Source organism: Aureliella helgolandensis, from assembly GCF_007752135.1.
In the GTDB taxonomy this organism is placed as follows: Bacteria; Planctomycetota; Planctomycetia; order Pirellulales; family Pirellulaceae; genus Aureliella; species Aureliella helgolandensis.
In genome coordinates this window covers 2,381,013-2,407,096 of sequence record NZ_CP036298.1, presented here as the reverse complement: position 1 = coordinate 2,407,096, position 26,084 = coordinate 2,381,013, and the positions used below count along the sequence as shown (strand labels likewise).

Genomic DNA, 26,084 nt, shown 5'->3' with positions numbered 1-26,084 from the left:
CGGTCCTTGTGTGAGTTGAAATCAGTAAGTTGTTGCCGCTCGACTACAGGTGAGAACTACTTCTTGCCTTCGGTCCCAGCTGCGGAGCGAAACAGGTCCTCGAACTTGGCCCCCTGCTTTCCTTTTCCGGTACCGGTATCCACGCCCTGCGTTTCACCGAGATCGAGTTTCGCCAGCTTATCCTCGGCGGTCGATTGAGCCACGGTCGCGGCTTTGAGGGATTGTTCGAGCTTATCGTTGTGCTTTTCGAGCCCCTGTTCGTAGGTCAGTCCCTGGCTGAAGTACTCGGCGCCGTCGGCGGCGCCAAACTTGGCAGTGAACTTGCCCAGCTGGGCCTTGAACTCGTTCTCAAACTGAGCTCGATCGACTGGAGTTCCTTCGGTCTTAGTCGCCGACGTTTCAGGCTTTTGAGAATCGGTGGATTGCTTGCCCGCTTCAGTCTCTTTGCCATCAGTTGCGGGTGTGGTTGGAGTGGTTTTAGTCATGGGTTTATCAGTCCAATTGAGGGAGAACAGGGCGGGTGAATCTTCCCCCGCTTCGAAATTGGCTTGCGATCCGCCATCCACGCCGGTCAAGCAAAACGCACAGCGGAGCAATTCCCACTTGCGAACGATCACCTGCGGACCTGCGATTTCTTGCCCGTTGACCGTGGTGGTGAATCCCTCCGGGAGGTACTCCATCACCGCCGTGGCAGGGTTGAAGTGAATCGAAGCTTCGTAAGGAATGCCAGCGGGACCAAGATCCATGATCTTGGCCGCTTCGTCCTTGGGATCACGACTAATCAACTCGCCATCGAGCCACAGTCCCGCATCGTTAACCGAGAACTTGTCGGCCACGCCGATCGGTTCGTTGGGATCGTGCCGATAGTCGAACGCGATCTTGGGCTTGTGAACCAGCCCCTCGAAATCGTGTACGATCGAATCCCAATACCAATGGTAAACGGGTGCACCGGTACGAGCCAACACGTTGACCGGCATACGTCGCAGGCCGTCTTTGCGCTCGGTTGCAGCTTCCCATTTGCACTCACTCGCAGCGAATGCAAACGCATCGGCGGGAGCTTGGGTCGGATTGGATGGGTCGAATTTCTTCATGCGGACCAGTGTGCCGTACTACCCAATCCCTTCGCTAGATGCAATTGCCGAGAAAGAATTGGTAACGCGAGTAGTTGGCAACTACACCGCCGCCTCGGGTGCCCCTACACCGAAGTCTGCGGAAAAATTGAGCTTGTGCTCGTAGTCCGGGCCAATGACTGCCTTCCCCTGGTCCATCGCGTACTTGATGATTTCCAGCGTGGCATCGATGTTGTCGCGTGGATCACCTCGATCGCGTTCGCGGCAGACGCGATCGGGGTTGTCGAATCCGGCGCCAATGGCCTTGATGTCCCCTACGATTTCCTCGCTCGGCTTCCACCATGGCATCCCTCGGGGAATCCATTCGAACTTGATGTCGGCAATACTCTGGCCACTGGGCGGAGTCCAAATGCCATCAGCAATCCACCGCTGCAGCTGCCATAGTGTCCACCGCCTGCGAGCTTCGATTTGATCAGCGCGGCGATCCCCACACGACCGTTCGTAATGAAGCCAGGCGGTCCTGGATCCAGAGTAGTTGGTAAATCGCTCGTTGTAGAAACTGTAGGGGATGTCCAGCGACTTCAGACCCACGGCCAGGACAATCTCAATGAAGCTTTGGAATTCAGTAGCGGGCGTGTTGCTCTCGATCACTTCCACACTCTCGTCGGTGTCGAGATCGAGTACCGTTGGTCCGCCCGATAGATCGAACTCCCGGGGCCTGGAAACATCCTCTTCGCAGGCCTCACCATCGAGTACTGCCTGTTCCCCAGCGGTTGGCAACGCTTCGTTGAGCCCTTGGGCTTCGCTCTTCCGCAGCAGTGCCAGGGCGAACAACTGCGTGATCTTCATTTTCACTTGGGCGTAGTCGATGTTGTCATAGACGTCGCGAAAGTTGTTGAGAGCGGCCACGATGGGCGAGATCCCACGCACTTGGTCCGAAGCGGGACGGTCGAAGAACCCGTACAGCAGAAAATTCTGAGCGGGCACCGTGCGACGGAATTCGTAGCCACGGCCACCCTTCTTGCGACCGTGCACGGAATACTGACGAGGCAACCCGGCATAGTCGACCTGCACACCGTCGACCCACTCGAATCGATCGTCGCTCCGTTTCTTCTCACCGGCATCGGGATCTCGAACGCAATCCGATTCAATCAACTGCGTATGGCCCGAACGCAATCGCAACATACCAATGTCACCGTCGAGTACTCGGGAGGCCTCCACCTGGCGGAACATCTTTTCTCGAGAGAATCGCCCCCCGCGATCGCAGGCCAGCGGACGGGATTGGATTTCCATCAATTGCTCGATGGCTTTGTTCAATCCGCGATCGCTCGTTTTAGCTTGAAAGGTAAAGCTGGCGCAGTAATCCAAGTGCCGACGGATCATCCAAGCGGCAATGGAAAAGTTCTTAGCCAGGTCGCGGGCACTCGCCTGCAGCTTGGTTCGCTTGCCCGCACTGACGTGGACATCTTCCCGGACGATTCTATTGGGAGCCGCCTTGCGGCGCCCCTTGGCCTCCAGCGCATCGTAGGAGAATTGGCCACCACCGCTGCCACGTTCGACCGGTCCGGTGGATGGGACGTCGTAAACGAAATGAGCGGCGTTCGCAGTAACCATGGCAATCTAACTATCTATACGGAAGGCTGTGACAAGAAACGAGGGTCTAGCCCAAGCGAGGCTTGAGGATGAACGGACGTCGACGCGTCTTGGGGGACAGTTTGCGTTCCAGGTCCCCACGCTCGCTGCGTAGGCTGTCGTGATCCCAAGTAGTCGTCACACCGTCGACCGTGACCGATTTGGCACCCGACTGCAGGATGCAATCGATCTCATCAATGCGAGCTTTGATTTCGGTGGGGCTCATGATTGTTTTGAAACTTTCTTGGGCAGGTTTTCATAACACTTGTCGATGCGGTGTTGTCCACAATCTCGACACTGAGTCCGGCGCCACACGATCTGCGTGTAGGGCTTGCCCGTGATGGGATCCACCCCGGGGTAAGCCATCCGCGTTGGATCATTCGCATAGGGAGTCCGCAGGCTGGATCCACATTTTTTGCAACGCGATCCGATGACGTCGACCTCGTCGCGTTGGATGTCTTTTGACCCTTTGGGCCTCCCGTTGCGGCGCCGAGGAGCGGTCGGGTTCTTCGGCGCGGGTTTCTTGCGAGTAGCCATGGGCATCCTTGTCTAAGCTGAAAACAAATAGTGGTCTGACTACGGGGTGCTGAACTCTTGCAATCGCTGAATGGCAATATCGTGATAGTGCTTCACCGATTCGATACCGATGTACCGGCGATTCGTTTGCAAGGCAGCCACACCCGTGGTTCCCGATCCCTGGAACGGATCGAGCACGATTCCCTCTGGAGGTGCCAACTGCATCAGTTCATGCATCAATTCAAGCGGCTTTTGCGTCAAATGCAGCTTATTGTTCCGCATCGTCGGATACTGAAAAACGCCGTTGAGGTAGATGTCTTTCTCACGCTCGACCTTGCCCGATCGCCGCGCGTGGAGGATCATTTCGACTTGGTTCCGCATGCCGTTTCGATTGGGGCGGGAACAACGTCCCTTGTCCCAGATACCAACGCTGCGAACATATAGTCCAGCCGCCCCGATCACTTCGATAAAGCGAGTGAGGCTCATCCAGTCACAGAAGACGAGTAGATCGGCACCTGGCTTGCAAGCCCTGCGGACCTTGTCAAAGATGGTGGTCATCATTCGAATCCAGGCCTCGGGCAGCATGGCATCGCCATCGATGTCCGGGAGTTTTTCCTTTCGATCGCTGCTCTGATACTTCTCCGAAGAGGGACGCAGTCGTTTGGCAACCGTGGTTCCTCCCGATCCGTAGGGAGGATCCGTGATCACGGCGTCGATGGTACCTTCCTCGATACAGTCCAGAGCGATCTCGGCGCGTGAGTGGTAAGAGTCCCAGCGGTTGCCCGTGATGGGAACGAGAACCGAGGATTCTTTGCATTTTGGGCAGAGTTGATTGGTATTCATGGGAGTCCGTTCATCATGTTGTGCATCAAGTGAGTAAGCTAGCGCAGCCGCTCGACAATCCATTCGAGAAGCGGCTGCGATACCACATTCAATTTTCCGGAGGCGAGGTGTTGCAACACCTCCTTGCCACCACTGATCGGAATCTCATAGTCGATCGGTAGTGCGTTTGACTTGGCAGCGTCGGTAATGCCACGCCGTGGTGTTGCGTAGTAGGCCACGCTGCGCTGTTGCATTTGTCGTAGTAGATTCTGCAGTTGGGCTATTGCTTCATGATGTGAAATCTCCTCGTGCGTTGGGGGAGCGGGTTTGCGTTTTCGGGGTGCCGCTTTTTTTGCCATCGCTAGGCCTTGATTGTGGTACGTCGTCTGGGGCGTTTTGAGCTGCTCGCAGCTCTTCGCACCGTTAGATCGGCCAATTTGGCCCCTTCAATCCCGGCCATTGCCATGGCTCCGGCCGTTGCATCGAACAAATCATTGTCGGGTTTGTTATCGGGCAACGTCCAGATGTGTACCACGCGACTACCGTTGCTCGTTTCCGATCGAGTCTCCGACCGATAGTGCTCAGCAATCAATCGATGCGTAGTGATCATCTCTGGTTGGAACAAGGACAAGCTACCGGCATCGCCCATCGGTACCGCCAGGCGTGCATGCACGAATGACTTCCAATAGTTGCTGTCGAGCAGTGCATACAATCCACCGCCAGGCCTTGGCCGGATCGCGTAGCCCACGCCCAGCGTTTCACCCGGTTTGGCCGTCCAAAACTCCATGGGCATTTTCATCGCATCCAAGCCACGGCCAAACGTGGGCAGCATGATTGAGCGGTGAGGCGACTCGATGGCGCACGCGTAGACGATCGGGCTCGACTTGCCCCAGGCGGCATCAATTCCCAGACGCTTGATCCGCATCGATGTGCGGCCATCGGGCATCGTGTAATCAGTGGTAGCCAGATCCGCGGTCAAATCCATGATCCCTTGTCGGATGCGACCCTCTTGGCCACGCCCCTTGTAGATTTGGGAGAGACGTTTGCCGAGTTTGCGTTTCGAATAGTACTTGGCCGTTTGCCGTGGCCAGGTCCCATAGTCCAGCAACCAGGCGTCAAAACTCGATCGAGCTGTCGCGATGACAGCATAGAACAGGCACTCACCCTGCACGTCGATGAAGCCCGTGACCAGGTTGGCCACCGGTGGCAGGATCAAACGTGGGTAGCCATTCACCTTGACCTGGATCTCGTCGACGCTGAGCAGGTCCTCTGCATCGTCGGCCCCCTTGGGCTTGTTCTGGTATTCCTGCCAAAACATATCGCCCAAACGCAGTAGCAAATTGTAGGCATGCTGCAGCGGTGAAACTTCGTCCTTCCGCTTTCGTACTTCCCATGCCACGCGAGAACCGGCATGCAATCGCTTCCAGTGCTTTTTCACAAAGGTATTGCAGGGGGCCATCCCCAGTTCGGTGGCCATCGACTCGCGATAGACGTTGCCATATTCCTCCCACAGCTCGGTCTCCGTTGGCCATTCGTAGACCAATTGAAAACGCTCACCATGGAAGTCTGGGAATTTCTCGGGATTGAGCAGCTGGTCCGCCACGTCGTCGGGTTCAATGACTGTGCAAGTGCAGAATCCGGAGATCGATTCTCCCGGTCCAGCCAGACCGGGACAAGTTCCCGTGATCACATTCAAACGGGAGTTCACCTGCGTCCGAGATTTGGCCGAGGTGTCGGTTTGCGGATCATCGACCACGAAACAATCGGGACGAACAATCTCACCGGTGGGCAAGGCCTGCTGCATGCCACGGATCTTGCCACGGATGCCTGCCGTTTCCACAACCGCCATGCTGGCGGTACGTCCACCTTCAGGAACCTCGCCACGCAGGGGAACGTTCGCAAACTGAATGTGCTTGCTAGTCCAGCGGATGTAGGTTCGATTGCCTTGGTACAGCTGGCCACGGCAGCGGTTGGCAATTCCCTCGAGGCGGCGAATCGGATAGGCAGCCTCCGGGAACAGGTCGAGCAGACGATCGTTGGTTTCGAGTTCGACCTTGATTCCGTCGAGCAGCTTCGTGGCCGCATCGCGATCGGCGCCAATCAGAGCGATATAGCGTTTATGTCCGGAGACAATGGCCCACAGCACGGCCGCAATCACCAGCGTTGTCTTGCCGGTACCGCGGGGCATCGCGATCGCAAAATTGTCACCCGTTAGAATGGCCCGTTCCATCTTCTTGATGGCGGTCAGGTGATCTTCGGACCAACCTAGGTGGAACCGTTCTGGTAGAACTTCGTCGCAGAATTTGCGCAGCGACTTGGAGACGCGCGCCCGGGCCTTGGGATCGGTGACCTGCGGCATGTCGCCAGCGATGTCCCGACCATCTTCGGAGAGTTGCTTTTGCCGCTCACCGGCTCGTTTCTTGTGACGGGCGTAGGCATCGGCTGATTGAATCCACGCATCGTCGGTGGTGGCGCCGGAGAATACCCGCTTGGCTCCAGCCCGCTTGGTTTTTTTAGACTCGCTCGCAGCGGCTTTTTTTCGAGCCGCCTTTTTCGTAGCGGCCGTCGTCTTGACTTGCTCTTTGGGCGACGGCCGTTTCTTGGGAGTAGGCGTGCGAGATCGCGAGGCTACCTTGGCAGGTGCCTTCTTGGCCGCTTTCGCGGGGAGCGTTTTGACGGCCGCCTTTTTCTTGGCCATGCAGTTTCATTGTTGGTGGATCCGCATCGCAACAATTGTCCAACCGATCGATTCCGATTAGGCGGTCGGTTTGACGGGAGCCACGGTGGCGGCTGCCGGAGGTGCTGGCTGAGCAGTCGCAGCGACATCGACCGTGGGGCCAGCCGCTTGCAGCAATTTGTTCCGCAGTCCGACCTCGATTTCGGCTTGTCGCATTTCTTGAAAGATACGCCGCATGGCTTCGATCTCCCGTGCGTCGAGCCCATCGAACGGATTGACTCCGGCCGACCTTGATCTCACAACGAACGAGCGGATCGCGATGACGGCCACGCCGACTAGTAACAGAAAACCAAAGGCGAGTGCAGACCCACCAACTATTAGGGACGTCATGTTATTTGGGCCTAACAAGAAAGAGGACAATGGCACTGACTACCAAGACGAACAACAGAAATCCGCAGGCGAGTACTGCGAACAGCGTCGATACACCACTCGCCATGGAATCGCGCACGGGCGTTTTAATTTGCAGGAAATCGGACGAATCGGGCAGCTGCGGATTGACGTTGGGCAGCCAGGTATCGGGCCGAGGAGGACAACCGTCTGGACCGCATTGCTCGTACTCGTATCCGATCTGCGTTTTGAGACCAGACTCGGCGGTACCGCTCGGCGGATTGAGCTGCGGATCGAGAGCCACGTAGTACTTGATCTCGTCGAGCAACTGACGGCCATCGGTCGGCACCCGGTTCCCGCTCGCCTTGTACCAATACGCCCCGTCGCTTCGCTGGACGCACACGATTGGGAAAGTGCTGGTCGGGAACATCGTGGCGAACCGGTCGCGGTAGATCGGATCGGACGAGGTGTAATGTTTGAAGTGGCTCGACTGGGCGAACCGCAGCAGCTCGCCACCCTGCACTGCTCGCACTAGGGCCGCCTCTTGGGGGCGGGCCGCGTAGTCGGGATGCGTGAAGATGGACAAATACGGACGCGCAGCATCCGCTGGGTCGGCAGGCACGTTCTGAGCCACGACAAGGCCACACTGCAGCGACATCAGCAACAATGCCACGATTCGGACGAATACGGTTTTGCAATTGAATGGGGGACGCATACGGCGAATCCTGTGATGGGGGAAGTTGCACGATCCACGATCGCCGCAGGGACCGTTATTTACTGGGCACGATCCGCAGTGCTGTCGCCGGTACCGGCGGACTGTCTGGGATGCCAGAGGCAACAATCGGCAATCGTTCTAGTGGTGGCAAGATCCCCGCTTCGGCGACAAGTCGCATCGTGCCGTCGGCGTTGGTTGGATTCGGCAATTCTGTCGACAGGTAGGGCTGTTCCGCCTCGGTGGGCTGATACAGCGGTTGTCGATCGAGTGTCGTCGTTTGATCCACCCGTGGTCCCAGACTGCTGGGCAGCTCGCCCACGTCTCCCGGATCGCTTAGCAGGCTGGTGACCGTGCTTTGCTTCCGCTCGCCTAGGGCCGCTTTGTTGAGTGGACCATAGGTGTCCTCGATCGACTCGCCTCGAATGTCCGACGGCGATCGACTGGGAGCAATTTCCAGTGGGCAGGTTGGACAATTGGGCGCGTTGAGCGGCTGCCGGTAAACGGGCTGAGTTAGTCCCGAGGGGAGCGGTACCGGGTTACTCGAGTAACCGGGCCCCGTAATCACGTAGCGAGTCGCCACGTACTGGATTGCCTGCGACTGCGGAACGCAGCAACTGTTCATCCGGGAGGTTCTGCGAGCTCGCACGCGATCGAACAAACCCTGCTTGGCTTCGTTGAGAGCCCCTTTGTTCACTGGACCATAGGCCGCTTCCATCGAATCGTTGGATCCAGCCAGGCCGGTCACTCCCAAGCGAGGCAGTACGCCAGGTCGCGAGTCTTCGCTCGTCGCCGGTTGGTAGGCCGATGCGATGATGGAGCCACCGACGATGATCGCACACAGTGCGACCGCCGTGGCAGCTCCGATGCTGAGATGGATCACGTTGTGCTGTTTCGGATAACCGTTCATGGACTCAGGTTCCTTTGGGAATGTAGGCGGGCCATGGCAATGGTCCGGTAGGTGTGAACACGGCGATGGCGGCGAAACCACCGTAGCTTCGCCAAGCTCGGAGGAAAGCATGTTTTTCAATCGCCAGAAATTGACCAGTGCGGTTGTTGTCGAGAATGAACGCGTATTCGACACCGTTCATTTCGGAGAATCCGCAGAAGGTGACGCAGTGCTGCGGGTAGTACCAGATGATGGCACCACGGCGCGTGTCACTCGCCCACTCCAGGACGCTCGGTTCGCCGTTCTCGGTGAACACAAACGGGATTTGTTCGGCTCGCCATTTAGTGAGAATCGAATAGGCCGTTTCGCCACCGGCGTACTCTCGACGCCAGGCCGCTGCGAGCGACTGCTTGCCCTGCCAGCGGAAGTGACTGCACGAGCTCGCGTGTACGCAGGATCCTTGGCCGTTGCCGGAATGCTCCCAGTTCGTTTGCCGCAGACTGGCTGGAAGATTGGCGACCGGGATTTCCGGTGGAGGCGCTGGGTAGGCCACCATCTCGGGAACTCGATCGACATCGCATCCAATCGAGACAACCAGGATCAAGGCCAACAACGCTCGCGCTGGGAATCGCATTCACTTACTCGCTTTAGCAGCTGGCTTGGGCTTGGGCTTGTTCAAGGCGAACGTGACTGAACCTTTGACCGTGGCCATCGTGCTCGATCTTAGACGTTTCAGGAATTGATCGGCTTGTTCGATATAGGTCTCATGCACCGAAGGTAATTGTGATGTGCTTTCTTTCACCGCAATGATTCCGGCAATGACCTCCGCTCGTTTCTCCGTCGGGACTTGAGCGAGCAGCAGGGCGGTCACACGCACCGGATCGGCCGCGCTGGTGGCCGACCGTTGGCCATCGGTTCCGAGATTCAGATATCCGATAACCCGCTCGCAAATCTGCTTGCGTCCGATCTTGCCCTCGATGGTGACGTCGATCTTCGTCGGAGTCTCAACGGGCAGTAGCGATTTGTCGGTGCGTTTCTTAGCCAGAAAACCCAATGCGGCCCAAAGAATCGTTGATAAATTGGCAGCGGTGTCGGCAGAACGTTTGACCATTGCGGCATCCATGCGTGGCAATTGAAGGAGCCAAGGCGGACGCATCCTTGCGTCTGCAACTAAGGAGAACTTGCCGAACAGTCTTGTCCGTCGCCTTGGCGTTTCGAAAAGGGCTCGGGGTGCAATGTGAATCCTTCACAATTGCAGTAGCGAGTTGAATCGCATCCGTGCAATCTGTCGCATCCTCGCCCTACTCTGGTATACAGCACTCGTTAGTAAATACGCAAGATACCCACAAACACCCGAAGTTTGTCCAGATGCCCGACTACAGCGACCTTGATCCGAATCGTCTCAAACCCGGTCTAACCGACGGTTCGGGCAACCTCAAACCGTCACTCGTTACGCCCGACTACACCGGCGGCACACCTGGCAGTGCGAGCGAAGTTAAGCCATCGCTGATTCAACCGAGTGGCTCCCTACGTCCAGGGCTGCTGCTCGGGAATGAACTCAAACCCTCCTTGCTCGGCAATGTCAGCTCCCCCAAGGTGTCCGCGACCGGGGGAACGGTCACAACCTCCGGCGGTTACAAAATTCACACGTTCACATCGAGCGGTTCTTTCGTCGTCACCGGCGGTGGCGAGATCGAGTATCTAGTCGTCGCCGGTGGCGGTGGTGGAGGCGGACGGCAATCGGGTGTAGCCGCCGGTGGTGGCGGTGCTGGAGGGCTGTTGGCGGGCTCGACAACTGTGGCCGCTGGCAGCATTGCAGTCACGGTCGGTGCGGGTGGTAACGCTGGTAACACAGGAGTGCCTCCAGGGAATGGGGCCAATTCGGCAATCGCTGGTATTGTCACGGCCATCGGTGGCGGCGGTGGGGGCCAGTACGGTACGTCCGTGGGTGGCAACAACGGAGCTGGCAACCTCGGGGGAAGTGGCGGCGGAGGCACTTGGGGTGCTTCCCCTATTGGTACACCGGGTGAAGGAACTGTCGGGCAGGGAAACGACGGTGGATCCGGTCAGATCACTACGCCCAACGTAGCGGGCGGTGGTGGCGGTGCTGGATCTGCAGGGGCTGCTGCGGTCGATGGGGCTGCGGGCGGTGTTGGTCTTCAGTCGTCGATCAGCGGAACGCCAACCTACTATGCCGGTGGTGGCGGTGGAGCTGCTCAGAGTGGAAGTCCCGGCGGGGCTGGGGGCCTCGGTGGTGGCGGCCAAGGTGGAGGGACGATAACCAGGTCCGTTGGAGTTGAAAACACCGGCGGCGGTGGCGGTGGTGCTGGATCGTTCGCTAGCGGTGCAGGTGGTGGCAGTGGAATTGTAATCATTAGATATCCGGAATAGGCAATGACCAAGCGATACAAAACGATCACCATTCCTGCTTCCAAGCAGGCAGGCAAGTGCTCCGGGGTTTTCCCAATTGACCTGAGTCGGGACGCCCAAATCCAGGCGGGAGTTTTTCCTACTGGTCGCAATGTCTATGTGACTGAGCAAGACGGCGTGACGCCCGTGCCCGCGTGCTTGATTCCGAACAAGCACGTGTGCGGATCCAACGGTGGGTGGACGTGGTTCACACAGCCGGTGTCGATCTACGATCCCGTCGGCCGCAAGACGCTCACCGGTTGGGTAAACCAGCAGGGAGCCAGGCATGTATCGGTCTATGATCATGACACCGACACCCAGCAAGACATTCTCATCTCGACGACAGATCTGGAGGGGGACGATCACAACAATCCGTCCATTTGCATTCGATCCGATGGACGCTACTTGGTCGCGTACTGCGAGCACAATAACGGAAACACCGTCAAGTTTCGCGTGTCGACCAATCCCAACGATGGCAGTGAATGGGACGCCGAGTACTCGATTGAACCTACCACGCAGGGAGTCCTGTCGTACTCGCAACTTTGGAGGCTGAGCGGCGAAGATAAAATCTACCTTTTCGGTAGGCATGACGGAGCCGACAAATGGTACTACGTGACTTCGGACGACGATGGTGAAACATGGTCATCCCAGGTGAACTTTATCGACCATGGGACGTTCCAATGCTATCCGCGGTTCTGGACGAACGGGATCGACAAGTTTCTGATTATCTGCACCAAGAAGGAAAACAACGTCAACTCGTTTATTGCCAACGACTCCGCAGGTGTGGCACTCGACTTGACGGGCAACCGGCCAATCTACGCGCTGCAGTACACAGGGGGTGCATGGAAGCAGATGGACGGTACGGCATTGTCCTTGCCGATCGTTCACACCCACTACGGAGCGTCTAGCATTATCGCCACGGATGAGGGCATCGATTCGCGATGGGTGGGCGACATCACGCAAGACGCAGACGGAGTCGTCCATGCGCTGTACTACGTTTACCCTGGACACGATGAACGCAACCACGATCTGTACCACGCGAGCTACGATGCCGATGCTGGCACATGGTCTAGCGTCAAAGTGATGGACGAGGGGGGACCGATTGTCTCGTACTATTCGCCCTCTGTTTCCTATCCCGGGGTTGCTGTTTTCGATCCCCTGGATGCATCCAAGATTGCAGTCGCACGCGAAGTGGCAGGCATTCGTGAGATCGAAATTTGGCAGCGTACTGGCGCGAGCTGGGCAAAGCTGCAGGAGATCACCTCAGGCAGCCTGACTAACAATTTTCGGCCCAACTTCGCACACGGCCGCGTTGCGGGAGTCGCGCCCTATCTGTTCTGGATGGGCTGCGGCCGGTACGAAGGTTACGAGGACTTTACGCTCGCGATGCTGCAACACCCGGCACAACCAGCCAGCGGGCTGTTGGTCCGATTAGAGCTGGACGGTGTGACCGATCGCGTGCTGCGCGTTTACTACACCGACGAAAACGAGGACCGACTGCAGGCTCCCCACGAGGTGGCCGCAGGCATGGGAGCGCTCAATCTGTTTGTGGGATCGCTGCAGCTGGCCGACAATCGATTCAACCGTACGAATTTTGCACCGGGTGGCAGCAAGGCATTAACCGTTCTCAACACTCAGGAGGACAACAGCCAAACGTTCGGCGGAATTAAATTCGGGCCGGTCGGCGCCGACGTAAGCAGCAAAATGCTGATAAGCCCCGCAGTCGAGAATTCGTTTCGGGTGGCCATGGTGGCGATCGTCAATTGGCAACCGCATTCGAGCAACCCACTACAACAGTCGATTCTCTCCAATAATACGTTGGGCCAAGGCGGGATCATTACGAGAATCACCACGGCCACTGGGCTTTTTCAATTCTTCGCGGTGCTCAGCTCGGGGGCGGTGTCGATCACCTCGGATGTTGCAGTGCCGCAGAATGAGCCGGTGTTGCTGTATGGCGAATATGATCGCTTCGATGCGGCACAGCGGTTGAAGATTCGCGTCGGTGAAACGCAGAAAACGGCGGAGAGCGTTAGTGCGAGTATGTCAAGCGCGGCGGCTCCCTACCATGCCATCGGGCAGGAAAAGGCGAGTGGGGCAACCTATCCGCTAAAGGGCACGTTGAGCATGGTTGGAATCTTCGAGCGAACGTTGCCCAAGGCCTACACTGACACGCTAAGCAGGGCATTTACCTCTCCCAGTACCTTTGCGACTATCGGCACCGAGATGCTGGATAATGCCTCTTTGATTGCAGACATCGTGGCAGCCATCGATGGGAGTACTACTGGAGCTAATGCGGCTGCAGCGGCCAGTCAATCCTTGACAGCAGCAGAAGAGATCACGAAGGTTCCTCGAGCGGAGGAACCCGTTGCGGCGGGTGCTGCCGTGCGACGACGAAACCAACGCGATCAATACGTGGACGAAATCATAGAACCACCAGGGAGCTAACATGGCGGACGAAGTATCGTACGGGGAATACTATGACGATGCGGGTGAAACGACCATCTTGATCAACAATCGATCGACGGGCGAACCACTCGAACAGGTCCTCGCCAAGGATGTCGATCTGGAGATCCCGGCGGCCACTGTGGAAACGTCGACGCTGGTGTGCACTCTGCGGCGCTGCGTCAACAGTCCCACGCCCTGCGTGGAGCTCGATTCGGTGGCAGGGCTGTCGCGCGTGGTCGGGGTGGTCTCTCCGGATCCAGCGGCTGCCACGTTGGTCCGAACTAGCGATTCTCTTGCAACGCTCCACATCGACGCCAGTGCGATCGCACACCTGCGACCGGGGGAATATCAACTCGACCTTACCGAGCTCACCACTGACGGCTGCACGCATCTGAGGCACACGGTTACCCTGTTCCTCGTCCGCAGTGCTGGCAGACGGATGGCGGAATAGCAGGGATTGGGCATCTAACTCGCTGTCAACTTTTGCATTTCATGCCACCATTGGCCTGATTGCGTTGGACATGCAGGCGGTGCCGCGTGATAATAGCCAAATTGGTCTGATATCCCCGAAGCTGTCTGCGATGAAACCACTGACTAATTTGGTTCGTGGTTTTGTTGATAGTGCGGGCATGGCGGTGTCAAATACGACCAATTATATTCCAGCGATGACGCGATCACTCAAGCGGAACAAGAAGTTGTCCACCACCACGAAACTGCACACAGCCGATTCTAAGCAAAACAAGGGCGCGGGCCGACTATGAAGAAATGCATGCTCATTCCGCTTTACGGCGATGGAAACAACCACAATGTTGAGTCTCAACTACCAATCATCCCGCGTGTAGGAGACCATATAGAATTGGATGATCCACACGATCCCGGTAAGGCGGTCATGTTTCGTGTGGTCGCCGTTGCCTTTGCGAACAGCGAAAACGTAGAATATGTGGATGTCTATCTTCGGCCCGATGGGCCGTTGCACGACATGATTTCCCAGTGGTCCAAGGCGTAGGCTGCGGTTGTCAGCCACATGAAACACTCGGCCCTACTATGCACCGGAGTGGTAGTGGCCAGCGTTCTCTTAAATCAAACTTAATTCCCGCCTACCGGTGCTGTCGGTCGTTAATTGAAACGGAACGAGCTTACATGAATATTCTTGACTGGATCAACGTCGGCAAGGTTTCGGCAGAGCGAGACGACGATCTTGTCAACTACTTTTATGACAACGGAGTACTCCGTGCCGTTTTGGCTAGCAATTCCTCGTTCTTGGTTCTCGGCCGAAAAGGGGCTGGTAAGACTGCAGTCTTTCGGTATCTGCAGGAGAATCCACACGAGTACCTCCGAGATACCGACATTCTCGTGTCGTTGTCGTTTGAGGACTATAACTGGAAGGTACATTCGCTATTGCGAAATACGGAAACTGCTGATTCCCTGGCTTACAAGCAATCATGGCGTTTCGTGATCTTGGTTGAAGTGATAAAGGCGCACGTCTCTCGCTGCAAAAAGGATGGCGTTGCAGTTCCAACGCCAATCGCAAGTGCGCAGAAGCTCTTGGAAAAGCTGTTCGACCATCCGTTACCGTCGATTTACCAACTGATTGGACGAAAATTACTTGGGCTCTCGAAGGTCAAGTTGCCCAAGGCAGGTCTTGACCTTGAGGAAGGCAATTTTGATTCTTTGGAAGTTTCCGGCGGTGAGATTTCATTTGACGAAGTTGAATCCGACAATGACATTCGAACTTGCTTAGCGCAAAACATTGGAAACATTATCTCCTACATGGAGAAAGCGATCGCACAAACTACTCCTTGTAGATACCGAACTATCATTTGTTTTGACCGTGTTGATGAGGCGTGGGATGACGTCTCACTGGAAGTTTCAAGGCGAGTCCTGTCAGGATTGGTTTCAGCAGCTGACTCACTAACGGCAAAATATAGTGAAATCATGCGACCTATCGTATTCCTTCGCGAAGACATTTTTTCCGTCCTGCCACTTAACGACTCAAACAAACTTCGGGAAGATTGTGGCGCACTACTCAAGTGGGGGCGAGACGACTTATTCAAACTCCTTATCCGCCGCTTATCGTACTTTGCTGAGTTGAATGGCCAGCCACCTGTTGATGATCTCGAAGCTTTATTTGATAAGAATGAAATGCGGCAAAGGTCAAAACCCCCTAACTATCTTCTCAAGCGGTCAATGATGAGACCGCGAGACATGATCTGCTTCCTAAGTCGCACGATAGATGCTATGCATGACAGCGTAAATGACCCATTTGCAGATACGTCAAACGTTTTCTCCCAAATTGCAGTCGAGGCGATATACCAAGCGGAATCCGGCTATTCAGAGTGGTTGAAGCAAGAACTCCTCGATGAGTGGTCGGTGCAACGGCCGTCGATCATTCAGTTGCTTTCCGCAATTCAGAATCATGCTTCCACGCAGTTTTCGCGCGCAGATTTGGAGGCCCAACTTGCGAAGCTCGAGATCGAATTTACGCCTGCTGGAATGCTTGACGATTTACGATTTCTCTTCGCCAACTCTGTAATTGGATTTAAAATCGGCGATTCAACAGCTTGGCGATACCGATGTTTTTACCCATCGCAGGGTTTTATTGAATCCGATACTTACAAAGTGCACGATGGTCTGATTCGTGCTTTGAATCTCAAAGAACCGCGAGATATTGCGTAAAGAAGTCGAGACGACACTTGAGTGCACCGGCTTGAACGGCAGGGCGGTATTGGAATCTACGCAACTCTGGATGTCATCTTTAGTTCCCTTTGCAGTTTGCAGCAGCAAACTTCCGAGGTACACGTCCTAGTCCAATTCGTCAAACATCGTAGCTTGTCCGCAGTTGTCGAGCAGCTCGTCGAGCTCTCTTTCGAGGGCTGCGATTTGCGTGCGGAAGCTGGGTGCCCTTTTAGCACGCGCTTTACGTTGCAGCTTGCGTAGCGCTCGCGTGACTGTGGCGATGCGCGAGTGGGCTCCGTGCATTTCATCACGGCGTGCTTTGGCGAGCTGGATCCCCAGCTCGCGAATCATGGGAATTGCAAAGTGCCGATTCCAATCGTGCGTGCGTTGCTCATGGGCCGTCGCCTCGCATGATTCCGCCAGTTTGAGCAGCTCGGCTGTTGTCAGCCATTCCGCTGATCCCCGCACCATCACCGCCGTCTGCAGTCGCCAAAAACATTTGCCAGCATCGGAATTGGCCGTTTCTTGCACCGCTGTCATTCGTCGGGATTCTCCTGTTGTTTTTGTCTGCCAATGGCAAGCAATTCGGACATTGACGGGCCGGACAACGCGTCCTGCCTGGCACGCACTTTTCGTTGCTGGAAGTCGTCGCGATCGATCGCCGAGTGTCGACGAGGCGGTTCGCCAGGTGTCCAGCACTTCCAAGCCGGTACCGTGGGCCATGCGGCTGTGAGCCGAATCATGAGCACGCTAGACGGCTTTCGCCATCGCGTTGGGTGCCGACGCTGTGAGCGTTCGTACCAACGGGCAATGGCCTTCAGGCTGCGAGTGTCGCAGCCCCGCCCCAGAGCTTGGGCAACGAGTGTCGCTGCCCTCAAAACTCCAAGGTTCAAAAAAACACTCACCACCTCCCCCTCCGTGAGTGGAGGCCGACGAACGCTCGTGGAGTCGTCCGTTGAAGTTGGCGCTAGGGGAGAGTGTGGGTGTGTATTAATACTTCTGGTAATGGTTCTGGAATGTTCCTTATAGGGGTGACCGCTGGGGTCACCCGCATGTCCGCTACGGTCACCCGGGTGCCCTCTGCGGTCACCCGGTTCCTGGGGGGCGGGAACTTCGCGATGCTGTTGAGCGGTCCGTTGCTCGGCCCATGGATTTCCATCCTCAACACCATCGCGAAGTGCTCGCACTCGCAGCCAGTTGATCGAATATCGATTGGGGTTCTGTCCTCCTCGCTCATACCGTGATTCGGTAACCACTAGCAATCGAAACTCTTTAGCTGCTCGGTCAATCACACGACGTGCCGAGCGCCCGCTGGCCAGCTCCAGGCGATCCGCGATCTCGTCGTAGCTCTTCTGCACTCCTTGCCCTGCCCTGTCCAGGGCCATGATCCAGAACAGCAGCTCCCGCACATGCAGATTGGTGCTATTGGGCTTTCGCCAGCCCGCACAGCGTTTAAATGCTAGGTATAGATCACTCCGGAGGTCTTGATCGCGACCTTCGGCCAGATCGATTAGCGGGCGTTCCTGCCTACCTCTCTCGTTTCGTGTCATTGTCTTCCATGCCGTTGAGTTTCAACCTATGCCGCTCGCGCAGCGTTTTCCTTCAATCTCGGTCGCAGTGCCGTCATCATTTGACTGACGCGCGATTCGCTCAATCCAATGGTTTCGGCGACTTCCTTCATGCGGTAGCCATGCATGAAATACAGCATCACGACCAACCGCTCGCGTTTGTCGAGTCCACGGAGCAGCTCGCTGCAGTCGCTTACTTGCTGCGGTGTATGGCGATCGGCAACATGGTCGCGCAGGGTGTCCCCCCTGCCCCTGCCCTTCGAGCTGGAATCCGATTCGGCCTCCAGAGACTTGATCTGTACAGCCGGGATAACGAACCCTAGATGTTCTTGCACCTCGTCGTCCGTGGGCTCATGCCCCAACTGTTCTGACAATGCCCTGCGTTTCTTAAGCTTCGCACGGACCGTACGGCTCACCGTGTCCAACTTGCGCAGCGAATCGGTGATCGAGAAATGGATCCGCGTAGGCATGTAAGTATTGGGCCCGATTCCTCGGTCGGGATCGAACCTCGTGACTGCATCAATCAAGCCCAGGTAGGCGTGCGACAATAGCTCTTCGTATTCAACGCCGAACGGAATCCGGCGGGCGGCACGTCGAGCTGCAGCTTCGGCCAGATGTTGGTACCGCTCAACCAATTGATTCCGCAGCTCGAGCGACTCTCGAAGTTTCTTGGGCGAGCGGCCACGGCGCGCGACAGCGTACCGCTGCCAAAGGTCCATCTCTTCCTGTTCCATCGGGCGTTCAGTCAAATAGGGATAGCTGCCGGGTTTCCAGGTCACAGCTGGGGGAGGCGTCGAGTGGGGCTGCAGCAGCAACGGCTACCGTATCCACTGGATTAACAACGATCTTGGTGGCGGCGACAGATGTTGCCAGGTGATCCTGGAGCTTTTGAACGAACTCCACGTATTGTTCTGGGCTTGCCACGGCGCGGGCAAATCTGCACCAGGGCACCGCGATCTGCACAACCCAACGATAGTATTCGGTGTGTTGCTGAATGCCGATCACGCGAAAGTGCCCTTCTGATTCAATGCGAGCCCACAGCCGTCTGCACTGTTCTGCATCGCTGGGCGTGGCCGTGGCTAGCTGCTCGCTGTGCATTGGTTGCCCATTCCAATCAGCCGTTCGTGGGCCGCGATGCATTCATCCACCACAGCATTGCAGTGGGCGAAACTGTCCCCATGCCACTTCATCAACGCATCCAGGGCGAGGTGCCTGTAGCGTTCGTAGCTGCGTTCATCCGTGCGGTTGTAGTCGCTCGGGAACGGGCAGTGCCGCTGCAGGCTTGCCGCTCGCGATCGGTACCGCTTGGGCGTATCGGCCATGCGAAGTGCTTGGGCTTGTTCCGCCGGGGATGGGGCGGTGCGAACATATTTGCGTACCATGGCAATCCTTCTAGGTAGTAGCGATTTCCGGGGTGGGAAGTGGAACGTTTTTCACGAGCGTGTGGATCCGAATATTGCGTTGGACCTCTCCGGAGTCCCACGCAGCCAGCAGGGCACGCTCTTGCTTCTGCGGCATTCCAGTCGTTTCGAAGCGACGGATCGCAGTCACGCAATCCTCGATCGTCAAATAGCGGCCCATCAAAGTCATGGCGTACCGTTCGCCGATCGAGTTGACTCCAGGCATGTTGTCCGATTTGTCTCCGACCAAGGCTCGGTACTGCGGCCACTGGACGGGCACCATGGCCCAGCGTGTTGCGAACGCGTCATGGTTGAACCAATCCTCTTGCGTCACCTTGCCCACGCTGGTGCGGAAACTCCGCAGGATCACGTGCAAGTCCTTCCGCAGCAGCTGGTAGAGATCCTTGTCGGCGGACACAATTACCGCTTGGGTGCCGCTGAGGTTTGCCCGATGGCACCAGGTTGCAATAATGTCGTCCGCTTCATGACCAGCCACGCTGGCGGTGCACCAATCGCCCAGCAGTTGCTCGGCTGAGTTCAGCAGGGTCTGCAGTCCCTCGGGTTTCTTGCCTCGCTGGGCTTTGTAGGTGGGCACTAGCTCATGCCGCCAGGTCCCGCCCGGTGCGTCGAGTGCCACGCGCAGGAAGTCGGGCTTGTATTCCCGTTCGATAGCGCTCAACTGCCGTTGCATTCCGTTGGCTACTTGGGTGACGTTCTCGCACACGTGCCACAGCTTGTGAATCAGGTTCGAACCATCCACATAGATCTCCATCCCAGCCCCTTCCCTGCGTTGTGTGATCGCCTCGATCAACTAAAGCGAACCTCGCTACTCGATTCCTCGAACTCTTTTCGGTGCTCATCGCAGAACGCCGCCCGCATCCAACGTATTTGTGGATGCGGACGGTCCAAGCAAAACAGATGCTTCGCCGGTTTTCTGCAGCGTTCGCACTCGACCGGATCTTCACCGGCTAAGAGCGAGTAACAAGCTACTTCGACCTCGATCAACGCCATGGCACTAGGCCGCTCGTCGCATCGGTTCAAACTGCGTGACATGGTCACGCACTGGGGCACTCGGTGTGGCCACGAGCTCCGGATGCTTAGCCAGCTCGCTACGCAGGATCTTGACCTCTGCTGGCGCTTCGATTCCGATCGAAACATTGCCACCGGAGATGCGATTGATGATCAACCGCACGCCCCCTTCGATTTCGACCGATTCGCCCGGTTTTCGTTTGAGCACTAACATGCCGCATTCCTTCGCTTGTGGTTGTGTAAAAACTGTTGAGAAACATACGAACAGAGGCTGCGGCGGGAGTTCAACCCGCCACGGCATAGCCATGAAAATGCCGTTCACTCAATGCGCAGCCTGCCCCCGGCTGGGAGTTGGAAAGCACTCTTGGATCGAGAGTGCTAGGTGGTATTGGTCAGCTGTAAGAGCTTGCGATGCCAAGCGTCTGTCACAGCGACGGCGGTTAGATTGACCGCAGAAACGCGTCTACTGACGCAACGTGGTTTGGATCGACCCACTCGCCGAAACATTCGGGCAGCGGGCAGAGCGACAGTTTGCGGACCAACAGCGGCTCGGGCTGCTGGTAGTGCTTGTTCTTGATCCCGCCACCACCCCACCCGCAGAGTGCATGGGGTAGATCTGTATCGATCAATCCGGAGTAGGTCGCCACGGTCTTGCGGAAGTCTTCGAGCTCGTAGGGAGCGCCCGATCGCGTTACTGTTCCCGTCCTCCTTTGCAACGCCTTGAACTGCTCGGTCAACCCGTGCGACCGTGGGCATTGGAACACTTGAGCATCGCGTGGAACGCGTCCACCATGCATCGCAAATGCACCGGCTCGCATGCGATCGATGGCACCACGTGCGCAGGGTGTGATTGGTAGGAAATATTCGCGTCCCGAAGAATCGGCGGTCTTGCTCGCTTTGTAGTAGATCCAGCCCAGTGGCCAGGTCTCCAGAGATTCGGGGTTGGGTGACTGTGTTTCGAGAGTCACGTCCGACCAAAGCAGCGGCTTCTTTCCCGTGCCATACGCGGCGAGATCCTGCACCCGCATCCCATAGGTGCGAAGCAGCACCAACAACGCCCGCCAAAAATCGACCGGCGCGACGCCCGAACCAGCGAACGTACTCCCTGCTCGTGGCCGATTCAACCGCGCCGGCGGCCAATCGCATTGGGCTGCACCAGCCCAAAGACGATTGACTGCTGAATCGTCGAAGTAGTAACGTGGGCGAGCCTGCACCGGCAGCGCCTTGGGTGGCCGAATGCGTTGCACCTCCAACCCCTCGTCGGCTGCAATTCCCAGGACGCGAACCACTTCCTTCATCGCCTTGTTGATCGTGGAAGCTCCCTTGGGTAACGGGTAACGTGCGAGCTCCTGAAGCCACAATTGAAATGCTTTCAATTCCCGCGATCCGATGTCTTTGATGCGCAACGGTCCGGTGGACCGTTGCGCATGGGCTAGTTCTTGCTCGAATTCGCCCCATAATCGCATGAACCGCGGTCCGTCGCTGGCGCTTTTGAGTTTCTGCATTTCGGGCCAGCGGAATTGATCGAACACTCGTTGCAGTGTCCAATCGGCATCGGGAAGCGTCTCTGTTTCCGGATCGAACAAACGTAAGAATGGGCGATCGATAATCTGCGCAGGTGAAGTCATTGGGGCGGCTCATGTGGTTGGCCTCAACGCGCGACTCCGTTTTCGTCCTTCGCGTATTGGCAGTGATGTTGTCCGTCGATCGATTCACGTCCCGTGAATCGCTCACAAACATTGGGTGCCGATTCCCGTTTGCGTTGTTTGCTGTACCTGCAGGTGTACTAATTCTGAGTAATCGCAGGCAAGCTGCCTGCATAGTTTGAAAAATCCTAAATGCCATTACCATGGCTTTGACCAGCCCGCCTTTGTCGGTAGCGTAACCTGTGCAATTCGCAAGTTGCGTTGTTCTCATGGCTATTCGCCTCCCACGTTGTAGACGTAGTCGCTGAAAATCGTTTCGGGCTGTTCAACGCCTGCCACGCAATAGGCGTAATCCACGATCTCTGCTTGATCGGCGTCAGAACACATTGCGAAGACTGGTACGATTTTCACCCAGCGAGTGAGGCTGCTTTCGAATTGGCAGAATGGGACGGGCACTAGGCGGTCTATGCCTCGCAGCGATCGCGAGGCGAACCCTGTAGTCTGGCGGACTAAGTTCGATTGCTGAGAAGCGGGCACGCGGTCCCAAACTCTCTGCAGCTGCATCACGCGGCCCATGCCCGGATCAGAGAGTGCTGTTTCAACGAAGCGGATAATCTTTCCCATTATTTCGCCCTCCGCTTGATAGCGGTTTGACGGGCTTTTTTCTGGGCGTCAGTTGCGTAGTAGCGATCGACTTTAGTTGATAGCCCAAGAGTTTCGAGAATGTGTTGATTGACGCTCACATCTTCGGGCAGCTGGTTGACGAGAGTGGACCACTGGTCCTGTGTCATTCGAAGCGCGACGTTCTTATTTTGTCTTCGTCTATGGATACGTGAGGGGGCATCAGGCATTGAAATACCTTTCCCAGCCGTTTCCCGGTGAGACCTGCGCAAGTACATGCGCAGCAATTCACAATCCTTGGAAACTAAAGCTTGGTTTCAGAGGGTGCGTTGGTTGTATTAACCGACGCCCTTGGCGGCTATGAATCGGAACGGTGATTAATCGGCCCTGGTAGCTCGCACAGACATCGGTCTTTGTGTTCAGCGGCCCAACCTAATCCAAACCTGGCACGCCTGTCAAGCGAGCTGGAAAAAAATTTCACGTTGCCGATTTTCGAAGATACGTGTCTTTTGCAGGACGTTTAACGGACCAGACGACACTTGCGGAGGGTTGAATCGGAAAAGCTAGATAGTCGCGTCAGACTTCAACGACTTGGTTTACCTAAAGTAAACAATTCCGTTTCTAAGAAACCCGAACGTGCGTTTCCCTTGAAACGCGATTTATCGGCCATATAGCTCGTGGCATCGTCCGAGGCTGCTCACCTGCTTGGGAGGCCGATGGGAACCTGGCATTAGCGACATCGGATCCATCAACCCCGAACTATTAGAGCGCATAAAAAAAGTGGAGCTCCTCATCGGCTTTTTTGAACACAAAGACCGTTGATGAGAAGCTCCACTGTAATGCGTACGATTGCTCGTGAGCATTCGTACTCAGCTTCCAGGTAATCACTCCCGAAAAACTGAGTACACCCAAGAGGATTCGAACCTCTAACCTTCGGTTCCGTAGACCGATGCTCTATCCAGTTGAGCTATGGGTGCAGTTGTTGGGCTGACGGCTGAGCAATGGGAAATCTCTCAAAGCTGGCTGTCGTCCGAACGAGTGCTATTTTGCTGGAAAGTCGGTTGGACGACAACGGGTGTTTGAGCTTTTCCTGCAAAGTTGTCGATTTTCGAGCTCGGCGATTGCCGGCTGCCCCATTTTTTCCTTAGTTCTCGCCCAAATCCCCAAACGGTCCCCTTGCGGGCTCTCCCTCTCTAGGTGTTTTCGGCCGCGAGAGGCCAGGCGGTTGGCCCCGTCTCGGATGCTCGCTCCCTCACCAAGGAGTCGTAAGGGGGCCGATACTGGCCCGCATGCTGGCGGACAGGGGCAGACCAACTTGAGGGAAAATCACCTCCGTGTTGCGAAGCTGGCTAGGCGGTGAGACAATGGCCCGCTTGTTGACAAAACCACGAACGACTCGCATCAAACGGCGGCCCCAATGAAAGCAATATCCCCCTCCTCAACGCGCATCGGTTGGATCGGTACTGGAGTCATGGGTGCCAGCATGTGTGGGCATCTACTCCAACAAGGCTTTGCCACCACGGTCTACTCGCGGACCAAGGAAAAAGCTCAACCGTTGCTCGACCTGGGGGCACAGTGGGCCGCTTCCCCTCAGGCCGTGGCCCAACAGTCAGACCTTATCTTCTCGATCGTGGGCTTTCCTCAAGATGTACGGCAGGTCTTGCTCGACCCCGATACGGGAGCTCTAGCAGGCTGCCAGCCAGGCAATGTACTGATCGATATGACGACCAGTCAACCAAGCTTAGCCGAAGAGATTTACACCACTGCTAAACAGCGAGGAGTCCACGCATTGGATGCCCCAGTCTCCGGCGGTGACAAAGGTGCTCGCGAAGGAACATTGTCGATCATGATCGGTGGCGATGCCGAAGTCGTCAGCGCGCTACAACCCTGTTGGCAAGCCATGGGGAAGACGATTGTGCATCAGGGGCCCGCCGGTTGCGGACAACATACTAAAATGGTGAACCAAACGCTAATCGCAGCCGGCATGCTGGGCATTTGCGAAGCCCTCGTCTACGGCTACCGAGCAGGACTCGACTTGGAGACCGTCATGAAATCGGTCAGTTCGGGAGCCGCTGGTAGCTGGTCGTTGACCAATTTGGGACCCAGAATCATGGCGAATAATTTTGATCCAGGCTTCTTCGTCGAGCATTTTGTGAAAGACATGGGAATCGCTTTGGCAGAGAGTCGCCGCATGGGACTCTGCCTGCCCGGCCTAGCACTTGCCGAACAACTTTACCAGTCGGTGCAATCCAAGGGCTGGCGGAAAAATGGAACCCATGCTCTGACCCTCGCCCTGGCTGAGATGAGTGGGTTCAATTGGCTCGAGCGCCAGTAGCCAGTTACCGAAATTCAGCCTTCCTCTGTTCCAAACGATCCGACAAGAAAGTAGATAAACATCATGGTATCGCAACTAGCTCCACGAGAACGGATGTTGATGGGCCCCGGACCGAGTACTGTGCCAGCCCGGATTCTGCAAGCCTTGAGTGCGCCGACGCTAGGCCACTTAGACCCTCAGTACATAGGCTACATGGACGAGACGTGCCAACTTCTGCGCGACACGTTTCAAACGGAGAATGCCCTAACCTTCCCTGTTTCGGGGACAGGCATGGCCGGCATGGAAGCGGTGGTGGTGAATCTCATCGAACCTGGAGATGAGGTCATCGTTTGCATCAATGGCGTCTTCGGCGGTCGCATGAAGGATAATATGCAGCGTGCCGGCGCCACGGTCCATACGCTTGAAATCCCCTGGGGCAAATCGTTCTCGCTAGAACAGATCGCCGACGCGGTTCAAAAGCACCCCAAGGCTAAATTGCTGGGGATTGTGCATGCTGAAACGTCCACCGGCGCTCTCCAAGATTTGACCGGCATCGGTGACCTACTCCATGCGGCAGGAATGCTGCTGGCGGTCGACGCAGTGACTTCACTGGGAGGCCACGAGTTGAAAGTCGATGCCTGGGGTATTGATGCAATCTACTCTGGCACTCAGAAGTGTTTGTCTTGCCCTCCTGGATTGAGCCCCGTTTCATTTTCACCACTCGCTCTGGAAAAAATGGATGCTCGAAAAACGAAAGTTCAAAGTTGGTATCTCGATGTCTCGATGCTGAAGAACTACTACACCGGTGGCGGTGGTCGCGCCTACCACCACACCGCTCCCATCAATATGGTTTACGCACTCCGTGAAGCATTGGCCATTGTTCAAGAAGAGGGGTTGGAAAACCGCATCGACCGACACCGCGAAATGCATCTACAACTACGCCAAGGCCTGGAAGCATTGGGCATGAGCTATGTTCCCGACCACTCGCTTGCAACGTTGAACTGCGTGACCCTGCCTGAGGGAATCGATGATGCGGCAATTCGCAGTCGCCTGCTCAACGAGTTTGATATCGAAATTGGTGGTGGATTGGGGCAATTTGCTGGCAAGGCATGGCGTATCGGGCTCATGGGACACGCTGCGACTCAACGCAACGTCACAACACTCCTGGCAGCACTACGCACGTGCATTGGCTAATCGCACGCCCAACCACCGCTCCAGACGCTAGCTAAACACAATGAGCGACAGGCCTCTCCCAAGATTGCCAACCTTGC

The 26,084-nt window shown here is 56.4% G+C and carries 28 protein-coding genes and 1 tRNA gene; 7 read left to right on the top strand and 22 right to left on the bottom strand.

Translation table 11 applies throughout. The annotated features are described in order from the left end of the window. Positions 1-56: 56 nt before the first annotated feature. From Q31a_RS08560 to Q31a_RS08505, 12 genes are all read right to left on the bottom strand, one after another. Positions 57-1,091, bottom strand: a complete 1,035-nt coding sequence (locus Q31a_RS08560; RefSeq protein WP_145076605.1) for an HK97 family phage prohead protease — start codon at positions 1,089-1,091, stop codon at positions 57-59. Positions 1,092-1,172: 81 nt separating this feature from the next. Further along, entirely contained in the window at positions 1,173-2,684 is a 1,512-nt protein-coding gene (locus tag Q31a_RS08555; protein WP_145076603.1) for a phage portal protein, read from the bottom strand. Between the two features lie 46 nt (positions 2,685-2,730). Beyond that, complete coding sequence (locus tag Q31a_RS08550) at positions 2,731-2,928, bottom strand: hypothetical protein (protein ID WP_145076601.1); 198 nt, start codon at positions 2,926-2,928, stop codon at positions 2,731-2,733. Next, positions 2,925-3,239, bottom strand: coding sequence for a hypothetical protein (locus Q31a_RS08545; RefSeq protein ID WP_145076599.1), 315 nt, complete (start codon positions 3,237-3,239; stop codon positions 2,925-2,927). The genes Q31a_RS08550 and Q31a_RS08545 overlap by 4 nt, the downstream gene beginning before the upstream one ends. 39 nt (positions 3,240-3,278) lie before the next feature. Next, positions 3,279-4,061, bottom strand: a complete 783-nt coding sequence (locus tag Q31a_RS08540; protein ID WP_197356484.1) for a DNA-methyltransferase — start codon at positions 4,059-4,061, stop codon at positions 3,279-3,281. Positions 4,062-4,099: 38 nt separating this feature from the next. Further along, positions 4,100-4,399 carry a hypothetical protein gene (locus Q31a_RS08535; RefSeq protein ID WP_145076595.1) on the bottom strand — a complete coding sequence of 100 codons (300 nt, stop codon included), beginning with the start codon at positions 4,397-4,399 and terminating at the stop codon, positions 4,100-4,102. A gap of 2 nt (positions 4,400-4,401) precedes the next feature. After that, positions 4,402-6,738, bottom strand: coding sequence for a terminase gpA endonuclease subunit (locus Q31a_RS08530; protein WP_145076593.1), 2,337 nt, complete (start codon positions 6,736-6,738; stop codon positions 4,402-4,404). 57 nt (positions 6,739-6,795) lie between these two features. Beyond that, complete coding sequence (locus tag Q31a_RS08525) at positions 6,796-7,107, bottom strand: hypothetical protein (RefSeq protein WP_145076591.1); 312 nt, start codon at positions 7,105-7,107, stop codon at positions 6,796-6,798. A gap of 1 nt (position 7,108) precedes the next feature. Then, entirely contained in the window at positions 7,109-7,819 is a 711-nt protein-coding gene (locus tag Q31a_RS08520) for a hypothetical protein (protein WP_145076589.1), read from the bottom strand. A 55-nt stretch (positions 7,820-7,874) separates the two neighbouring features. Beyond that, complete coding sequence (locus Q31a_RS08515; RefSeq protein WP_145076587.1) at positions 7,875-8,726, bottom strand: hypothetical protein; 852 nt, start codon at positions 8,724-8,726, stop codon at positions 7,875-7,877. Positions 8,727-8,730: 4 nt separating this feature from the next. Next, a complete protein-coding gene (locus tag Q31a_RS08510; protein WP_145076585.1) occupies positions 8,731-9,339 on the bottom strand; it encodes a hypothetical protein in 609 nt (202 codons plus the stop codon). Beyond that, a complete protein-coding gene (locus Q31a_RS08505; protein WP_145076584.1) occupies positions 9,340-9,816 on the bottom strand; it encodes a hypothetical protein in 477 nt (158 codons plus the stop codon). A gap of 257 nt (positions 9,817-10,073) precedes the next feature. Between Q31a_RS08505 and Q31a_RS31095 the strand changes: the two genes are divergently transcribed. The 5 genes from Q31a_RS31095 to Q31a_RS08480 all read left to right on the top strand — a co-directional run bounded on the left by Q31a_RS31095 (position 10,074) and on the right by Q31a_RS08480 (position 16,235). Then, on the top strand, positions 10,074-11,096 hold the full coding sequence (locus Q31a_RS31095; RefSeq protein WP_145076582.1) for a glycine-rich domain-containing protein: 1,023 nt from the start codon (positions 10,074-10,076) through the stop codon (positions 11,094-11,096). Between the two features lie 3 nt (positions 11,097-11,099). Further along, positions 11,100-13,559 carry a BNR-4 repeat-containing protein gene (locus tag Q31a_RS08495; RefSeq protein WP_145076580.1) on the top strand — a complete coding sequence of 820 codons (2,460 nt, stop codon included), beginning with the start codon at positions 11,100-11,102 and terminating at the stop codon, positions 13,557-13,559. Position 13,560: 1 nt separating this feature from the next. Continuing rightward, positions 13,561-14,010: a hypothetical protein gene (locus Q31a_RS08490; RefSeq protein WP_145076578.1), complete on the top strand. Its 450-nt coding sequence runs from the start codon at positions 13,561-13,563 to the stop codon at positions 14,008-14,010. Positions 14,011-14,328: 318 nt separating this feature from the next. After that, the gene (locus Q31a_RS08485; protein ID WP_145076576.1) at positions 14,329-14,565 is read left to right on the top strand and encodes a hypothetical protein; all 237 of its coding nucleotides are present in this window, start codon (positions 14,329-14,331) and stop codon (positions 14,563-14,565) included. A gap of 38 nt (positions 14,566-14,603) precedes the next feature. Continuing rightward, positions 14,604-16,235, top strand: coding sequence for a P-loop ATPase, Sll1717 family (locus tag Q31a_RS08480; RefSeq protein ID WP_391575313.1), 1,632 nt, complete (start codon positions 14,604-14,606; stop codon positions 16,233-16,235). A gap of 126 nt (positions 16,236-16,361) precedes the next feature. Here the strand turns inward: Q31a_RS08480 and Q31a_RS08475 are convergent, their stop codons facing one another. The 10 genes from Q31a_RS08475 to Q31a_RS08430 all read right to left on the bottom strand — a co-directional run bounded on the left by Q31a_RS08475 (position 16,362) and on the right by Q31a_RS08430 (position 23,476). Then, positions 16,362-16,775, bottom strand: coding sequence for a hypothetical protein (locus tag Q31a_RS08475; RefSeq protein WP_145076572.1), 414 nt, complete (start codon positions 16,773-16,775; stop codon positions 16,362-16,364). After that, on the bottom strand, positions 16,772-17,785 hold the full coding sequence (locus Q31a_RS08470) for a hypothetical protein (RefSeq protein ID WP_145076571.1): 1,014 nt from the start codon (positions 17,783-17,785) through the stop codon (positions 16,772-16,774). Before Q31a_RS08470 ends, Q31a_RS08475 begins: the two co-directional genes overlap by 4 nt. A 26-nt stretch (positions 17,786-17,811) precedes the next feature. Further along, entirely contained in the window at positions 17,812-18,537 is a 726-nt protein-coding gene (locus Q31a_RS08465; RefSeq protein ID WP_145076569.1) for a sigma-70 family RNA polymerase sigma factor, read from the bottom strand. Positions 18,538-18,544: 7 nt separating this feature from the next. Then, a complete protein-coding gene (locus Q31a_RS08460; protein ID WP_145076567.1) occupies positions 18,545-18,901 on the bottom strand; it encodes a hypothetical protein in 357 nt (118 codons plus the stop codon). Beyond that, complete coding sequence (locus Q31a_RS08455; RefSeq protein WP_145076566.1) at positions 18,883-19,185, bottom strand: hypothetical protein; 303 nt, start codon at positions 19,183-19,185, stop codon at positions 18,883-18,885. The genes Q31a_RS08460 and Q31a_RS08455 overlap by 19 nt, the downstream gene beginning before the upstream one ends. A gap of 10 nt (positions 19,186-19,195) precedes the next feature. After that, positions 19,196-19,975: a 5'-3' exonuclease H3TH domain-containing protein gene (locus Q31a_RS08450; RefSeq protein WP_145076564.1), complete on the bottom strand. Its 780-nt coding sequence runs from the start codon at positions 19,973-19,975 to the stop codon at positions 19,196-19,198. Between the two features lie 243 nt (positions 19,976-20,218). Beyond that, positions 20,219-20,446 (bottom strand): carbon storage regulator, encoded by a 228-nt coding sequence (locus tag Q31a_RS08445; protein ID WP_145076562.1) that lies wholly within the window; start codon positions 20,444-20,446, stop codon positions 20,219-20,221. 226 nt (positions 20,447-20,672) lie between these two features. Then, positions 20,673-21,860: a hypothetical protein gene (locus Q31a_RS08440; protein WP_145076560.1), complete on the bottom strand. Its 1,188-nt coding sequence runs from the start codon at positions 21,858-21,860 to the stop codon at positions 20,673-20,675. A gap of 291 nt (positions 21,861-22,151) precedes the next feature. Beyond that, on the bottom strand, positions 22,152-22,502 hold the full coding sequence (locus tag Q31a_RS08435; protein WP_145076559.1) for a hypothetical protein: 351 nt from the start codon (positions 22,500-22,502) through the stop codon (positions 22,152-22,154). Between the two features lie 900 nt (positions 22,503-23,402). Beyond that, a tRNA-Arg gene (locus tag Q31a_RS08430) sits at positions 23,403-23,476 on the bottom strand. Positions 23,477-23,916: 440 nt separating this feature from the next. Here Q31a_RS08430 and Q31a_RS08425 point away from each other — a divergent pair. Beyond that, positions 23,917-24,834, top strand: coding sequence for an NAD(P)-dependent oxidoreductase (locus Q31a_RS08425; protein ID WP_145076557.1), 918 nt, complete (start codon positions 23,917-23,919; stop codon positions 24,832-24,834). A gap of 63 nt (positions 24,835-24,897) precedes the next feature. Beyond that, complete coding sequence (locus tag Q31a_RS08420; RefSeq protein ID WP_145076555.1) at positions 24,898-26,007, top strand: pyridoxal-phosphate-dependent aminotransferase family protein; 1,110 nt, start codon at positions 24,898-24,900, stop codon at positions 26,005-26,007. Positions 26,008-26,084 lie beyond the last annotated feature (77 nt).

What these genes read in the sequence shown, in the direction of transcription:
- Q31a_RS08560 (WP_145076605.1), bottom strand. Translation starts at nt 1,091, where the DNA reads ATGAAGAAATTCGACCCATCCAATCCGACCCAAGCTCCCGCCGATGCG.
- Q31a_RS08555 (WP_145076603.1), bottom strand. Translation starts at nt 2,684, where the DNA reads ATGGTTACTGCGAACGCCGCTCATTTCGTTTACGACGTCCCATCCACC.
- Q31a_RS08550 (WP_145076601.1), bottom strand. Translation starts at nt 2,928, where the DNA reads ATGAGCCCCACCGAAATCAAAGCTCGCATTGATGAGATCGATTGCATC.
- Q31a_RS08545 (WP_145076599.1), bottom strand. Translation starts at nt 3,239, where the DNA reads ATGGCTACTCGCAAGAAACCCGCGCCGAAGAACCCGACCGCTCCTCGG.
- Q31a_RS08540 (WP_197356484.1), bottom strand. Translation starts at nt 4,061, where the DNA reads ATGAATACCAATCAACTCTGCCCAAAATGCAAAGAATCCTCGGTTCTC.
- Q31a_RS08535 (WP_145076595.1), bottom strand. Translation starts at nt 4,399, where the DNA reads ATGGCAAAAAAAGCGGCACCCCGAAAACGCAAACCCGCTCCCCCAACG.
- Q31a_RS08530 (WP_145076593.1), bottom strand. Translation starts at nt 6,738, where the DNA reads ATGGCCAAGAAAAAGGCGGCCGTCAAAACGCTCCCCGCGAAAGCGGCC.
- Q31a_RS08525 (WP_145076591.1), bottom strand. Translation starts at nt 7,107, where the DNA reads ATGACGTCCCTAATAGTTGGTGGGTCTGCACTCGCCTTTGGTTTTCTG.
- Q31a_RS08520 (WP_145076589.1), bottom strand. Translation starts at nt 7,819, where the DNA reads ATGCGTCCCCCATTCAATTGCAAAACCGTATTCGTCCGAATCGTGGCA.
- Q31a_RS08515 (WP_145076587.1), bottom strand. Translation starts at nt 8,726, where the DNA reads ATGAACGGTTATCCGAAACAGCACAACGTGATCCATCTCAGCATCGGA.
- Q31a_RS08510 (WP_145076585.1), bottom strand. Translation starts at nt 9,339, where the DNA reads ATGCGATTCCCAGCGCGAGCGTTGTTGGCCTTGATCCTGGTTGTCTCG.
- Q31a_RS08505 (WP_145076584.1), bottom strand. Translation starts at nt 9,816, where the DNA reads ATGGTCAAACGTTCTGCCGACACCGCTGCCAATTTATCAACGATTCTT.
- Q31a_RS31095 (WP_145076582.1), top strand. Translation starts at nt 10,074, where the DNA reads ATGCCCGACTACAGCGACCTTGATCCGAATCGTCTCAAACCCGGTCTA.
- Q31a_RS08495 (WP_145076580.1), top strand. Translation starts at nt 11,100, where the DNA reads ATGACCAAGCGATACAAAACGATCACCATTCCTGCTTCCAAGCAGGCA.
- Q31a_RS08490 (WP_145076578.1), top strand. Translation starts at nt 13,561, where the DNA reads ATGGCGGACGAAGTATCGTACGGGGAATACTATGACGATGCGGGTGAA.
- Q31a_RS08485 (WP_145076576.1), top strand. Translation starts at nt 14,329, where the DNA reads ATGCTCATTCCGCTTTACGGCGATGGAAACAACCACAATGTTGAGTCT.
- Q31a_RS08480 (WP_391575313.1), top strand. Translation starts at nt 14,604, where the DNA reads ATGCACCGGAGTGGTAGTGGCCAGCGTTCTCTTAAATCAAACTTAATT.
- Q31a_RS08475 (WP_145076572.1), bottom strand. Translation starts at nt 16,775, where the DNA reads ATGACAGCGGTGCAAGAAACGGCCAATTCCGATGCTGGCAAATGTTTT.
- Q31a_RS08470 (WP_145076571.1), bottom strand. Translation starts at nt 17,785, where the DNA reads ATGACACGAAACGAGAGAGGTAGGCAGGAACGCCCGCTAATCGATCTG.
- Q31a_RS08465 (WP_145076569.1), bottom strand. Translation starts at nt 18,537, where the DNA reads ATGGAACAGGAAGAGATGGACCTTTGGCAGCGGTACGCTGTCGCGCGC.
- Q31a_RS08460 (WP_145076567.1), bottom strand. Translation starts at nt 18,901, where the DNA reads ATGCACAGCGAGCAGCTAGCCACGGCCACGCCCAGCGATGCAGAACAG.
- Q31a_RS08455 (WP_145076566.1), bottom strand. Translation starts at nt 19,185, where the DNA reads ATGGTACGCAAATATGTTCGCACCGCCCCATCCCCGGCGGAACAAGCC.
- Q31a_RS08450 (WP_145076564.1), bottom strand. Translation starts at nt 19,975, where the DNA reads ATGGAGATCTATGTGGATGGTTCGAACCTGATTCACAAGCTGTGGCAC.
- Q31a_RS08445 (WP_145076562.1), bottom strand. Translation starts at nt 20,446, where the DNA reads ATGTTAGTGCTCAAACGAAAACCGGGCGAATCGGTCGAAATCGAAGGG.
- Q31a_RS08440 (WP_145076560.1), bottom strand. Translation starts at nt 21,860, where the DNA reads ATGACTTCACCTGCGCAGATTATCGATCGCCCATTCTTACGTTTGTTC.
- Q31a_RS08435 (WP_145076559.1), bottom strand. Translation starts at nt 22,502, where the DNA reads ATGGGAAAGATTATCCGCTTCGTTGAAACAGCACTCTCTGATCCGGGC.
- Q31a_RS08425 (WP_145076557.1), top strand. Translation starts at nt 23,917, where the DNA reads ATGAAAGCAATATCCCCCTCCTCAACGCGCATCGGTTGGATCGGTACT.
- Q31a_RS08420 (WP_145076555.1), top strand. Translation starts at nt 24,898, where the DNA reads ATGGTATCGCAACTAGCTCCACGAGAACGGATGTTGATGGGCCCCGGA.